Raw genomic sequence first — 14,496 nt, 5'->3', positions numbered from 1 at the left:
TTATTTTTTCTAGTCGATCACCACCTCACTCATTTCATAAATATGCTTCTACTAGTCCGCGACTCGTTCACGGGCCTTTTGATTTATCACACTATGACCTTTAAGGGCTAGCTAACCTACCATAGCAAGCCAAGTTTCTACTCTGAACAACTCAGTCTTTTACCAAATTAGTTAACTAGAAAATGGTCCATCAAACTGCTTCACACCAACGTTAGTGGTCACGATTTTGAAAATTCAACCATCAAATCACCCTTAAAGCTCCCAGTTGATGCTGCCAGTTTTTCAACAACTAAATTTTTTTCTCGCTCCCACTCTAACATTGACGATTGCGACTATAGTGAGAATAAAGCAATTGAAAGATTGTCAAAATAATTTGTCTGATGAGTCGTTGCTGTAAAACACACTATTAGAAACAACAGAGACTCGTAAATGTTGATTGGAGGAGGATTACGATGAGAAGAAAGTTTACTACCGTCGTGATTGGTATTCTGATAGCCATTACTGCCTTCATGCTTGGCGGACTTGGTGCCGGTGGCATCACTGCTCATGCGGAAAATGTCACGGTATCTGGTTTGGATGGTAACAGCGCAACAATCACAGATTCCAACGGTACCCCCATCCCTAATGGGAGCGATTTAAGCAAGTGGAATAACTATACGATTGACTACAACTGGAGTATTCCAGATGGAGAAGTCATCAAGGATGGCGACACTGCCACCGTCACCTTCCCACACAGTGCCGTTGGCCGTCGGGACGTTACTTTCCCACTCTATGACGATAACGGTCAAAAAATTGGGACTTTTAGCATCAAGGAAGGTGAAAGCACTGGAACCATTACGTTCAACGGCGCATTAGCGAATACCACCAAGAACCGCACAGGACAGTTGCAATTTTATGTGAAGGGGAGCACGACCGAAGATAACACAAACCTTGACTGGGGAATTAATAAGATTGGCTGGGTGTCTGAACGCAATCCGGACGGTTCACCAGCCAAGTTGACTTGGAACATTGCCTTCAACCCGACTAGTTCAAGTCTGGGACAGGCAGTCGTCACTGACAGTCTCGGTCCTGGTCAAGAATATGTTCCTGGCAGTGTTCATGCCCAAACCGGTAGTTACGATAGCAATAACTTTTTCAACAGTGATGGCGGATCTATCTCACCGGCCATCAGCATCATGGGTAGCGTCTTAACCTTTACTTTTAGCGATGTCAAGACTGCCGTCAACATGACCTACCAAACCACCCCCTCGGTTTCAGGCACCAGTGGAACCTGGAAAAATAACGCTTCATTGAATGGCAAAAACATCAGCGCCCGTATTGTCTGGGGCGGCAGCGGAACCGGTAATGGTAATGGTGATGATCAACAGGCCGGCGAAGTTATTTTGAAGAAAACTGCCAAAACTGACGGTGAAGCCCTAGCAGGCGCTGTTTACGATTTACAAGATGCCAATGGCAAAATCATTAAAGCAAACTTAGTAACTGATGCTGAGGGACTCATTAAATGCGAAGGGCTCACGCCTGGTAATTATCAGTTTGTTGAAGTTACCCCACCCGCTGGGTTTGAATTGAGCAAGGACCCCATTACCTTTACCATTACTGACGGACAAACGGCCGCGGTCACTGTAACGGCAACTGATATTCGCGAAAACTCCAGCTCTGAAGGTGGCGGTACACCGGAGAACCCTGGTGGCGATGGCAACACCGAAACACCTACCAATCCGGAAAATCCAGGAACCGGCACAGAAACACCTACTAATCCTGGAACTGAGACGCCTACTAACCCAGGAACAGAAACACCTACCAACCCAACAACGCCTCAAAAACCTCAGAAACCTCAGAAGCCTCAGAAGCCTCAGAAACCCAATAAACTAATCAAGCCTACCAAGCCTACCGGCACAGCGACTCACAAGCCCGAAACAAGTAACCCAAGTACTCAGCAAACCGTTACCGGTGGCAATGGTGCCTACACAACTACGACTGGTAATGGCAGTACCGGCCAACCATCCGGCGGAGCCATCACGGCTGGCAGCGGTGTTGGCAGTCACTCAAGTAGCAGCGCTACAGCCAGTTCCTACGTGGGCCAAACTTTACCTCAAACTGGTGAACGTTCCACCCAAGGTTACGTTTGGTTAGGTATCCTGTTACTCACTGTTACGAGTCTTAGTGCCTACGATTGGAAGCTGGAACACAAAGGCTAATCTGCATATTACGTTTAAAAGAGAGTCCGTACAATCGCTCTGATTGTACGGACTCTTTTGGACTAACCAATTATCTGTCGTGTTCTAAGGCACCCGCAACCTGGCCCACCACTTTAGCCGCCAAATGATTGGCCTCAGCGACAGCCGTTAATAACGGCTGGCCAGCTGCGAGGGCAGCCAACAGCCCCCCACAATGACTGTCTCCAGCACCAATTGTATTGATCACCCGTGCAACATCACCAGTCACCCGCGTTCCCTGGCCCTGGTCTACAACGTAGGCCCCCGCCGCACCTAACGTAACCACAACTGGCTCACCCGTTAGACGATGGATTTGCTGGGCAACGACTTGATAATTCGTCTCTCCTGCTACCAAGTAACCTGCCTCCGTCACATTACAGTGCACGATAGTTCCTGGCATGAATAAGGCTTCCAACACCGCTGGCTGTAAATACTGACTTCGGGGTGAAGCATCAAACAGAATCTTAGCACCAACTTTACGTCGACGGAAAGCATTTAAAATAGTCTCAGCAGCTCCCAGTTCTTCTAATTCATAACCAGAAATATAGAAGTAATCGTAAACGCTTAGATCTACCGATTGAAACCAGTGTGCACACCACAGCTGCTCAATGCCGTTAACTGTTAAAAAAGTTCGTTCGCCATCCGCCTCAACTAATGAGATATCCCAGCCATTATCAGCGCGATCATCCCTGACGAGCAGTGGAATCTTTCTAGCTGCAAATGCCTGGTCAACGATGCTCGCGTAGGTCCCCCGGCCAACTGGTGCGAGTAAATCAGCAGCAGCCCCCTGATACGCTAAAGCACGCTGAACATTGAAGGCCGAGCCACCAACCTGTGTCGCTTCCAGATTACCAGTAACGTCTTCTCCTGATTGAGGTAACCGATTAAGCCCCACGACAATATCAACGTAAGCTGCGCCAATCACTAACGTTCGTTTTGCCATTTTAAAGTGCCTCACTCTTGCTTGTCCGACCAACTGGCTTGAGTAATAACATGCAGATGACCGCCGCAATACCTGCTATGAAGACCCCCAAACTATTATCCCGGAAGATTCCTTGAGCAAACGGGCCATTCCAAATCGCATTGTTCGTAAATAGAAAACCAGTGACAACCGCGATCACCCAAGACGTAATGCCCTTCCAATTATATTTATTCTGAGAATCATTTTCTAACAAGCTAATATCGTACCCTTGCCGCCGATACATCACACTATCGCAAAGAAAGATTGCAACCCAGGCTGCTAAACAAGTTCCTAAGAACCCCAAGAACAGTTCAAAGTTAGCTAAAAAGTTTCCCGAAATAAAGAGTACATAAATAGGAATCAGTACCACGATTGCTCCGTGAATCACTAAGGAAGTTTGCTGTGATACCTTGATACCCACTGTCGCCAAGTTGATCCGAGCAGAGCGGAGACTAATGATACATTGTGGAATCAATCCACCAGCGGCTACTAAGAAATAAATCACTGAAATCCATGACGGTAAGGCGTCATTCATCACATCAATTGGATTGGAGGCCGTCGCCAATGAAGGCTCCACGGTACTCAACAATACGCCGCCCCACATTAAAACGAAGAGGGGAATGGCGCCACCCAGGGTCGTATTCCAAAAGGTTGCGGACTGACTCGTCTGTGGCTTCACGTAAGCCCCCCAATCGGCAGCAGCCATGGACCAGCTGATACCTGACCCAGCAGCCACAATTGAGACAGCTGGCCCAAATCCGCCTAGCCACTGTCCGCTAGGGGCTGCAAGCGCTGCCTGCCAATCGGCCTTCATTAAGAATAGGATTAGGATGATAAGCGTCAGCAGTCCAAAAATCCAGGATAGCCAGGTCTGAATCTTAGCTAATACTGCTTCACCCAATAATCCTGACAAAATAACTAATCCTGCAAAAATTGCCAGGGCAAGAGCCACCGTCACCCCGTTTTTAGCGATATGTAAAATTTTAAACAAGGATACCAGCAATAATGTCCCCGTAATCACGTTGATGGCCAACCAACCCACCATATTAAACCAAGCGATGGCGTTAGGAATCTTGTTTCCATGCGTGCCATAAGCGGCCCGAGAAAGCTTAAAGGTGGTAATCCCTTCTCGTTTTCCCAAGGTTGCGACCCAACCCGGAAAGACAAAGGATAGGCCTCCTACCAATGACGCCAGTGTCGCCTGGAAGAAGGACAAATGAAAGCTAACAATCATCGCACCAAACACGATCCCCATAATCCCAATGTTAGCGGCAAACCAATTATAGAAAAGTTTTCCTGGTGTTAACATTTTCTCCGCGTCTGGTACCTTAATAACATCTTCATTCACAAAAAATTCTCCCCTTAAAGTAGTGTTCTATTTCTAAATGATTGCATTGGCACCACGTAGTCTAGCAACCGATGCTCTGGATTCTCTTCATCAATTAGTGTGATCCACTCTGGTAAAATACGATGATACCCATTCTTGGCACCACAAATTGCGGTAGCCATTGCACCAATCGTATCGGTATCGCCGCCTAAATTGGCACAGAACAAGGCACACGTTTGAACATCTCGTGTGTAATAGGCAATGGCCACGGCTGCGGGAACTGACTCGCTAATTGCGGTTCCCGTGCCCACAGTGTCATAAATCAACCGAGCAAACCGTTCCGGATCATTAGCGTTTTCCCATGCCAATTGAAGGCCTAAGCGAAGACGGGCCGTGACGTCCGCTGACCAGGTCGGTACACCGTAATCTTTGGCTACGACACTAGCAGTCATCGCAAATGCCACAATGTCGTCCCAATCCAAATCGTCCATCGCCGCCGTAACTGCCCCAGCGACCATTGCTGCTCCCGCAAAGGCCACATCTGATGAATGGGTCACTTGCGTCACAGCACATACCATGTCTACCAGCTCTTGGCAATGACGGGTATCAAACAACGCCCCAATGGGTGCAATTCGCATGGCGCAACCATTCGTTAACGCACTCGCAGTCACAGGATGTGCGTCCGCACCCGATTTGAGAGCCAGTAGCGCTGCCTTAGAACTCGGACCCAAGATATTGTGGTCAAACGCATCAATGGCATCCGCCCACTGTAACAAATGCTTGCCAAAAACCGCTGCCTCTGGTACCCAATCACTCTCCATTAAAGCCTCTAAAATAACTAGTGCCTGATTCGTATCATCCGTGTACTGGCCCTTCGTAAAATTAGCGGCTACTTCATTAGTGGTCGGACCATCTAAAAATGTCGTGATGGGCCCATCAAAGTACTGCTGGATTCGCTCAACTGACCAGAGTTCGCCTGGCATCCCCATAGCATCACCAATCGCTTGACCATACAAAACACCCTTCAGTTTATCCGTCTGATTTTGCATACTTTCACCTCACACTTAGCTGATGTGTCGATTGTCCAGATTTCTAATATAACCGAAACCAAAGTCAATGTCCAAGTTAACGTCTTATAAATTCCATCATATAAACCTTATGTTTTTTAAAAATCACTTTGTTCATAAAAAGGCTTGAGACAAAAGTCTCAAACCTTTTTGCGCTCCGAACGTATCTGGTTAAAATGTACAACAAGCGGCAGTCAATTCCGCTTAACCCCGATAGACAAACAATCCAAGACTAGGTTTATCCGTCTATCACTGTTAATGGTCACTAACTACCCACCTTTGTCTCGCTCTCCTGATTCGTAAGTTAATCAAATTCTTCATACTCATTCGGGTCTTGCCCCGCCAACCGACCATCAGTGCGAGACAACCGACTGATACTTTCCTCTTCATCCGTGGTTAATTGAAAATCAAAGATTGTCAGGTTGGCCCGCTGATGGCTCAAATTCTGTGCTTTGGGGATGGGAACAACGCCTCGTTGAAAATGCCAGCGCAGAAGAATCTGCCCCACATTTTTGCCGTATTTTCGAGCCAACTGCTGAACAACTGGCTCCTGTAATACAGCACTTCCCCGTCCCAGAGGGCTCCACGCTTCCGTAATAATTCCCCGTTCCTGATCAGCTCGCAACATCCGCGCTTGAACCCAGTAAGGATGCACCTCAATCTGATTAACCGCCGGTGTCACACCAGTTTCTTTAATCAGCCGATCTAAGTGCTCAGGTTCAAAGTTTGAGACGCCAATCGAGCGAATCACCCCTCGCTTTTGAGCGTCAATCATCGCCCACCACGCTGCCACGTAATGATTTCGTTTGGGTAATGGCCAGTGAATGAGAAACAAATCAAAGTAGGTCAAACCCATCCGGTACAAGGATTCCTGAATAGCCATAGTAGCGTCCTCATAACGGTGATACTTTCCGGGTAGCTTAGACGTCACGAAAAATTCTCCCCGTGGAATCCCTGACCGGCGAATAGCTTCACCAACTGCTCCCTCATTATCATAATTGGTCGCCGTATCCAGACTACGATACCCATCCTTAATGGCTTCCAAAATTTGATTGACCCCAGCGCCACCACGTACCTGATATGTACCTAAACCAACTGCCGGCATTTGATAGCCATCATTTAACGTAACTACTGGAACTTGTGTCATCGAATAACCTCCCGTCAAGTACAATTGACCTCAGCTTACTCCACTTCCCCAATAAGATGAATTATTCAACCTCCGCTTGGTGTTCACGATGCCGTCTGATAACCCGATTTAGAATAAGGGCTAATACCAATGAAATGACACCGAAAGCAGCGGCTCCCCAACTAATTCGTTCAAGCCCTACCACCCCCAGTAAACCCGAGGCTGTTGCCGATCCTAACGAAATACCAAAATTAAAGAAAATTGAATTCAACGAAGACGCGAGCACCGTTGATTGTGGGTATTCTTGTTCTGCCAAATTTAAGAAATGAATTTGAATTGGCGAGTTCAGTAGGGTCACCAGTAAGGTCAGAACTAACAGGAAGCCCATCCCCAAGAACTGACTGCCTAAGGCAAATGGCAGCAACAGGAGCAAGACAATGTCTGCCACGTAAAATCTGGGCATAATCCGCAACCCATTCCGCTCAGCCAACATCCCTGAGAAACGATTGCATAGGATACTCATGATACCAATTAGAAACAACAACCAGTTCAAGCTAGCCGTGCTAAAGCCCATTGCTTGCGTCAATAACGGTCGAATGTACGTGTAATATGCGTACATCATTGCAGCAGTGAACAGGACCAACGCAATTCCAACGTAGACCCGACTATCTTTCAACAGAACCAACTGATTCTTGATACTCCCCTGCACCTGTTCAACCTGTCGTGGGAGCAACCATCCCAGCAAGAGACAAGTGATGGCACTGATCACTGAAATTAAATAAAAGGCATCGTGCCAACTATATGCTGTACTAATGGCCGTTCCCAATGGTACCCCAAACACCGAGGCAATACTAAAACCGGCAAAGATCCACGACACCAGACTGGCCCGTTTATTACGGGGCGCGATGGCACTTGCAAAAGTCATAATCAATGAAATTATGGCACCAGCTACCATTGCGGCAAGGATTCTGGAAATCAATAACATGGTGAAGTTAACGGCCAAGCCACTCAACGTGTTCCCTATCAAAAAGATCACCATGAGCGTCATCAGGGTCTTATAGCGGCTGAACCGACTCGTCAGAATGGTGATAAACGGTGTACTGACCGCATACACCGTCGCGAAGATCGTCACTAAATAACCAACCGTCGCCTCAGCAATTTGATATTCCTTAGCAATGTCAGAGAGCACCCCGACCACAATGAATTCATTACAGCCCAGCATGAAGGCCACTAAGACAAACACGATAGCTTGCCAACGATACTTATTCACAATTCTTTTCCTCCGGTCCTAAAATTACAGTCAATTTTTTCGTCACTTTCTGCGCTTAGCAATCGCATGATTCAAGACTAGCGCCACCAGCATCGATGCACCAGCAAAAATGGCCGCTGTTGGTCCTAAATGTTGCAGACTACTGCGTGCTAACGTTAGCGACCCTGCTGCCGACCCCAATGAGATACCAACGTTATAAAAAATAGCATTTAACGACGAAGCCAGTACTTTGGCCTGTGGGTAGTCCGCCTCGGCCACATCCAAAAATAAGATCTGTAGTGGGGAACCCAACAAGGTCAGCAATAAGGTCAACGCCAAGAAGATGCCAAACCCTATTACAGCCTGGCTTAACGTCAATGGCATCAATAATAGCAACACCAGGGTGACTAAATAAATGTGGGGCATCCATTTCAGCCCATTATTATCTGCTAACGTCCCTGACAACCGATTGCCAAAAATGCTCATGATTCCTAAGGCAAATAGGAGCCAATTCAACACCTGCGTATTGAACCCCATCGCCGTTGTCAGTAGCGGCCGAATATAGGTATAGTAAGCGTACAAGGTGCCGGCAGAGAGTGTAATCAGCGTCACTCCCCAATAGATACGGGCATCGGTCAATAGAACCAACTGTTCCTTAATCGTTCCGGGCACTTGTTGCACGTGTTTAGGTAACAGCCAAGCTAGTATCAAACACGTCAACAGGCTCAGTAACGAAATTAAATGAAAGGCATCATGCCAGCTAGTTGCCGTACTGATGGCCGTTCCAACGGGGACCCCAATGACGGAGGCAATACTAAATCCCGCCGAAATCCACGAGATTAAGACGGCGCGTTTCCCCCGCGGTGCCACATCATTGGCAAAGGCAATGACCAGTGATTCTAATGACCCGGCCACCACAGCCGTGATCATCCGTGAAATCAGCAGCATGGTAAAACTTGTGGCAAACCCACTCCAGGTATTCCCAACCAAGAAGATGACCATCAGCGTCATGAAGACTCGGTACCGGTTGAAACGACTGGTTAAAATCGTAATGATTGGCGTACTGATGGCAAAAACCGTGGCAAACAAGGTCACCAACAGACCGACCGTGGCCACCGTAACCTTTAGAGATGACGCAATATCCGAGAGGACACCCACCACAATAAATTCATTACACCCTAACATAAATGAAACTAAGACAAACGCGGTGGCTTGCCAACGATACTTCGTCATCATATTCTCTTCCCTTCGCCTTTATTTCCGAGACACGTATTCTCCTAGACTACACTATCCACCTCGAAATTACCACGCGAACACTTGTCAGTCCAACATGTAAAAAGTGCTGATAGAGTCCGCCATTTCGGTCCCCACCAGCACTGCTTATCTAGAATTGACGTTAAATTATCACGGTCGTATTTTTTTGATACTGATACGGGATGACTAGTCGGAAACGGCATTTATACGCAGAACCTGGCGACGACGCTTTGGCTGAAAAAGGTGGTTCCCACAGTGGATTGCCACTCTGGCTCACCGTTTAGCTAGCAGTGGTGAAGTACCAATGAACGCGATCACCCCGCTGAACCCGCTTGCTATTGGCCGCTTGATCAACGTACTTGCCGTTGACTGTGTACTTCCAGCCGCTGCCAACTTTGACATCGTTTTGCGCAAGACCGTGGATGCTGCTAACGTACACAGCTGCACCACCCTGGTATCCTACCTTTAGCTTCGAGTCTTGGAGTACCGAAAAGACGGTCGACTTACTGGTAACTTTCAGGTTACCGCGATAAAAACTCTTTTTATAACCAGTAACGGTCAAGTGAACCTGGTCAGCTGCCTGATTGGTCTTGGTTGCGTTGGCCTTTTTCTTAGCTACCGTAACTGTCTGACTAGTCTTGGTCTTGGCGTTAGCCGAACGGTGCGTTGCTGGTATCTTGGTTGACACGCTTTGACTGGGGTCCGACTGGCTAGCACGCACTGAAGAGGCCGCTGTCCCAGCTTTCACTGTCCTCGCCACAGACTGTTGCCGGTGCTGACTGGATTGGCGACTAACCCGGGCTGAGCCACTAGCTAGCGAGAAATCATGGGTGCCCACCGGTGCGGCCAAAGGTGTTTGTCCTTGCTGACGCTGTTGCATAGCTAATGCTGTCCCCATTGTGAAAATGGTGAGGACGACCGCCACCATGATTCCCACCGTTTTTTTCATGCCACTCGCTCCCTATTTCAAAATTATTTAAACGTATAAATCAGCTTATTCGTGTACTTACCGTTATGATAGGCGCTGTTGGCCAGACTAACTTGACCATAGGCCAAGACACTATCCATTGCTCCCTTGACAGTTCCTTTGGCCGTCACATAAGCGTTCATTGCTCTCAATGGTGTGGCCTGTTGACCACGTTTGATAGCCGTGTGATTAATCAACGAAAAGGCCGCTTTGTTCGTAGCCAAACCGACGATTGCCTCCGCCGTTGAATTAGCGTTAGCAAAGTTCTTACCGTTATAACTGTACCCAAACGCCCCACTCTTGTAAACCGCCTTCTTTAGATAAGCACGGCCGTTCTTCGTAGCTACTGTTACTAGCTTGCGCTGACTCCTACCCATGGTCAGGGCGTTAACAGCAACTGCAGTGGTATCACTATCAACACCCGCAACTGTATTGTTGTACGCCCACCCGTGATTCGATTGCTGATCCTTGGCAATTCGGTTGCTCAAAGATGTCTTAGAAAACTTAGCTTTACTAGGCCGCTTAAACGTCTTATTGGAAGAAACGGCAATCAAGGCTTGGCTTTGAATGTTCACCGTCTGCTTAGTCAGCGACTTCTTATATAGTGTCGTCACTAGGTTGACCTTGTGCTTCGTACCAACCGACTGATAGGCCTTGGGATTGATTCCCATTGCCTGCAAACCAATGATGGCATTTGCTAAAACTGCTGGATCACTCTTACTGGAAACAATTAAATTTTTCTTGACCATTTTCTTCTGGACCGCCGTAAATTTATATCCCTGTTTCTTCAGCCCCAGTAAAAAGTCTGAGTAACCAGAAGCGGCACCAGTCGCTGGATAGGCTTTTTTGCTAAAAATTTTAGCTTTCCCAGAAACGCCATTCCGGTTGTGCTTCATCATTTTCTTAGCTGCTGCGTAAAGGGCCCTTTGTTTATTCTTTTGCGACGCCTTGGACGCTACCTTAATCGTTGCTGCATTGACATTTGTTACAGGCGTTACTGTCCCTAAAGTCATAACCGTCATTAACGCAATTGTCACTAACCTAGCCTTACTCATCAAATTGTGCTCCTTCAAATTAATTTATATTTCATCATTAACCGTTTCATCATTGTTTGCCACGGTCGGTAAAGGACCAGTAGACTCACTGCGTTCGTCATTGCGTGAAAGCCATCAAAAACCGCACTTGATGCTAACGATACCAATAAACTAGCCGGTCGGACTGGTCGGACGTACGCCAACGCATACCATAGATCCAGAATCCAACCAAACCAGAATCCCCAGAGCCCTCCCCATATCACTAACACACCAACTTTATTCCGTAGGGAGGTTCGGCCCAACAAACCGGTGGTGACCCCCATCAGACCCCAGGCCAACATTTGCCACGGCGTCCAAGGCCCCTGACCGAGGAAGAGGTTGGATACCAATGCCATCATTGAACCACTCACAAAACCCAGTTCAGGGCCCAGCACAACGGCACTAACAATCACCACAAAACTAGTCAACTGAACGTTAGGAATTGCCGCGAAGGGCACCCGTCCCAAAACGCCTAGCGCAATCATGATTGCTAAGAACACCAGTAGTCGGGTCTGCATGTGACGATGCTCAAAGTGCCAATAAGCTGGCACTAAACTACAAGCTAGGCAAGCCACACTAAAGAGCAAGTAATGGCGACCCTTTAGCGTCAATAGTCCTGCCAGTAACACCAGCATAACCGTCAGTCCTAACAACCAGGAACGATTACGCTCCCACCAATTAATTTTTATCATCCGCCCCACCTTTTCGCTCCACATCCGCGCTAAATAAGGCCTGAGGCAACCATTGTCGTAGCAGTCGATTAATTGCCGTCGTAGCCACAAAGTTTGTCGTAAAAAATTTTCGACCAGGCTGCACGGGCGTCAATTGTCCATCAAACATAAAGGTTCCATGAGTCGCAAACTGTGCACTAAATTCAACGTCATGGCTAGCCATAATAATGGTCACGCCCGCTGCACGATACTTTTCTAGTAACCGGCCGACCACTTGCTTAGTCGCTGGGTCTAACCCTTTGGTAGGCTCATCAAGCAACAATAACTGTGGTCGCGTAATCAAGGCCAGCCCCAACCCTACTAACTGTTGCTGACCGCCGCTCAAATCGAAAACGTTTTGATCAGCCACTGCGGTTAACTGTAATTTGATTAACCACTCCGTGACCGCCGTCACAGTGGCGGGTCCATTGCCTAATCGTGCTTGGGCCATAAGTTCTTCGCGCACCGTTAGCCCGGTGAACTGATCGATTGGATGCTGTGACAGTACGCCGACCTGTCGAATCAACGCGCTATTTTTTAATTTCCAAATAATCTGATTATCTAACCGTACTTTGCCGTGCTGGGGCTTGCGTAGTCCCGCGAGTACGCTCAGTAACGTGGATTTTCCCGCACCATTTTTACCTAAGATCGCCACCCAGGTTCCGGTGGTAAAGGTGGCATCGATAGTCCGCAACGTAGGTAGTTGCTGGTCGTAGTGAAATGATACGCCAGACACCGTCAGTAGGGGTGAACCAGATAACTGCCTGGGCAGGACAGTCGGTCGTAGCTTAAACGATACACCTCGTTGTTCAAGTATTGGCCGACCCGTCGCAACTGTCAGCGGCAACCTTCGATCGGTCAAGTGCTGGTGCACAAAGAAATTGGGAATCGCTGGTACAAAGCTGGTTAGCTCAGCGTGCTGAGCCATCAACCGCAGTCCCGTTATCACCGCTCCAGCTGCTAGACAGGTGCCGGCTTCCATGATGACCAACCGATTAGCTAACGGCAGGACTCGGTCCAGGCGATGTTCGCTCATTACAATGGTTAACCCCAGTTCTCGATGCACCTGTTGTAGCACGTTTAAGAAGTTCTGCGCTGTCACGGGATCAAGCTGGGCGGTCGGTTCATCCAGTAGTAAAATGGCGGGATGGAGAACTAAAGCCGATGCTAAATTAACGAGCTGCAACTGCCCCCCTGACAAATTCTGCAACGGCGTATGTAAGATTTGATCTAATCCTAAAAAATTAGCGATTTCAGCAATTCTTCCAGGCATACTAGCTGCCGGAACACCAACGTTTTCGAGTGAAAAAGCGAGTTCTTCAATTACCGTTGCCATAACTGGCTGAACCACTGGATCTTGCGTCACTACCCCGATTGCGCGGGCACTTGCGGTCGTACTTAATTTCTGAATAGACCGTCCCTGATACTGGACAGCTCCCGAAAGCTTGCCAGCTGGAATCAGCTCTGGTTTTAGCTGGCGTAACAACGTCGTCTTCCCACTCCCAGTGGCGCCCACAATTACCATAAAATCACCGCTGACAATGCTTAAATCGATACCGTTTAGGGCCGGCTTGGTGGTTGCCGGATAGGTAAAGGTCAACTGCTTCAGACTCATTAGTTCTGGCATAATCGATAAAGTCCTTCCCCAATGAGTGGTAAACCAACCAGCAAACTAGCCGCACCTACCACCCACCAATCCGTTGCCAATATTCCCGGTAAGTCCCGTACATTCATCGTGATCCCCCAACCACGGACACGCAGGCCAAGGACCATCACAAATAATCCACTCGCCATTAACGTAAACAACGTATCAGCCAGTCGCCAGCGGTAGTGGCGGTACTGGCTATGCTGCCGCCCACCGTAGCCCCGAGCCTCCATCAAAATAGCCGTTTCCATTGCCCGTGAAATACTCCCCAGTAAGAGGACCCGGAGCAAACTCCCCGTCTTGGTTAACCGTTGCCGCCACGGTCCCGCCGTTACCACCGATCCTCGCGTCCGCTGGAGGAGTATCAACCGCCGAAATTGTTGGATAAAGAGGTTCACGAACCGAATTGCCAGTGTTAACAACATTGCCAACCTGGGCGCTACTGGATTTAGAAGGGCTCTTAACTGACTCGTCGTTACGCAGCCGTTAAACAACATAAACGCCATGATCATCCCCCCCAGTGAAAGGGCCATCGTTGCGCCATACAGGACACCAACCTGTGAGACTCCCCAGTGCCAAGTTCCTATAGTAATCTGCCACCAGCTAGCTCCTGAATGGTTCAGCAGGATATTTAAAACTAGAATCAGGCCCATCAACGACAGTACCGAACGAACGAGCCGCCAAACTGTCCGACTACCAAAATACCAGCTACACAATCCGCACAATGCTAAAAAGAACAACCCGGTAATCAAAACATGATTAAAGAGCAGCAATCCCGTAAATAGCTCACCAAAATATAGCACCAAGGCTAACGGGTGGCACTGTCCCAAAAACTGGTTTGATTGAATGTCGACTGTCTGCAAGGTGATCCCCCCATTTCAACGTGCCTAGTCCATACTAT

The 14,496-nt window shown here is 48.2% G+C and carries 12 protein-coding genes; 1 reads left to right on the top strand and 11 read right to left on the bottom strand.

From position 1 onward, the window contains the following. Positions 1-452: 452 nt before the first annotated feature. On the top strand, positions 453-2,198 hold the full coding sequence (locus AB3Y94_RS10580; protein WP_367296191.1) for a SpaA isopeptide-forming pilin-related protein: 1,746 nt from the start codon (positions 453-455) through the stop codon (positions 2,196-2,198). Between the two features lie 70 nt (positions 2,199-2,268). Here AB3Y94_RS10580 and AB3Y94_RS10575 read toward each other — a convergent pair whose 3' ends face one another. From AB3Y94_RS10575 to AB3Y94_RS10525, 11 genes are all read right to left on the bottom strand, one after another. Beyond that, on the bottom strand, positions 2,269-3,159 hold the full coding sequence (locus tag AB3Y94_RS10575) for a PfkB family carbohydrate kinase (RefSeq protein WP_367296190.1): 891 nt from the start codon (positions 3,157-3,159) through the stop codon (positions 2,269-2,271). A gap of 1 nt (position 3,160) precedes the next feature. Beyond that, on the bottom strand, positions 3,161-4,525 hold the full coding sequence (locus tag AB3Y94_RS10570; protein WP_367296189.1) for a cytosine permease: 1,365 nt from the start codon (positions 4,523-4,525) through the stop codon (positions 3,161-3,163). Between the two features lie 14 nt (positions 4,526-4,539). Further along, positions 4,540-5,553, bottom strand: coding sequence for an ADP-ribosylglycohydrolase family protein (locus tag AB3Y94_RS10565; RefSeq protein WP_367296188.1), 1,014 nt, complete (start codon positions 5,551-5,553; stop codon positions 4,540-4,542). A gap of 322 nt (positions 5,554-5,875) precedes the next feature. Further along, a complete protein-coding gene (locus AB3Y94_RS10560; protein ID WP_367296187.1) occupies positions 5,876-6,718 on the bottom strand; it encodes an aldo/keto reductase in 843 nt (280 codons plus the stop codon). A 61-nt stretch (positions 6,719-6,779) separates the two neighbouring features. Beyond that, entirely contained in the window at positions 6,780-7,967 is a 1,188-nt protein-coding gene (locus AB3Y94_RS10555; RefSeq protein WP_367296186.1) for an MFS transporter, read from the bottom strand. 42 nt (positions 7,968-8,009) lie between these two features. Next, positions 8,010-9,179, bottom strand: coding sequence for an MFS transporter (locus AB3Y94_RS10550; protein WP_367296185.1), 1,170 nt, complete (start codon positions 9,177-9,179; stop codon positions 8,010-8,012). Between the two features lie 301 nt (positions 9,180-9,480). Next, positions 9,481-10,149: a DUF4430 domain-containing protein gene (locus AB3Y94_RS10545; protein ID WP_367296184.1), complete on the bottom strand. Its 669-nt coding sequence runs from the start codon at positions 10,147-10,149 to the stop codon at positions 9,481-9,483. Positions 10,150-10,172: 23 nt separating this feature from the next. Continuing rightward, positions 10,173-11,222, bottom strand: a complete 1,050-nt coding sequence (locus AB3Y94_RS10540; RefSeq protein ID WP_367296183.1) for a fucose-binding lectin II — start codon at positions 11,220-11,222, stop codon at positions 10,173-10,175. A 14-nt stretch (positions 11,223-11,236) separates the two neighbouring features. Further along, on the bottom strand, positions 11,237-11,932 hold the full coding sequence (locus tag AB3Y94_RS10535) for an ECF transporter S component (RefSeq protein ID WP_367296182.1): 696 nt from the start codon (positions 11,930-11,932) through the stop codon (positions 11,237-11,239). After that, positions 11,919-13,577, bottom strand: coding sequence for an ABC transporter ATP-binding protein (locus tag AB3Y94_RS10530; protein ID WP_367296181.1), 1,659 nt, complete (start codon positions 13,575-13,577; stop codon positions 11,919-11,921). The genes AB3Y94_RS10535 and AB3Y94_RS10530 overlap by 14 nt, the downstream gene beginning before the upstream one ends. Then, a complete protein-coding gene (locus tag AB3Y94_RS10525) occupies positions 13,565-14,458 on the bottom strand; it encodes an energy-coupling factor transporter transmembrane component T (protein WP_367296180.1) in 894 nt (297 codons plus the stop codon). The genes AB3Y94_RS10530 and AB3Y94_RS10525 overlap by 13 nt, the downstream gene beginning before the upstream one ends. Positions 14,459-14,496: the final 38 nt, after the last annotated feature.

The organism is Levilactobacillus yonginensis (assembly GCF_964065165.1).
Lineage (GTDB): Bacteria > Bacillota > Bacilli > Lactobacillales > Lactobacillaceae > Levilactobacillus > Levilactobacillus yonginensis_A.
The sequence above is the reverse complement of the archived record's forward strand: the minus strand, read 5'-3'. Positions and strand labels throughout refer to the sequence as shown.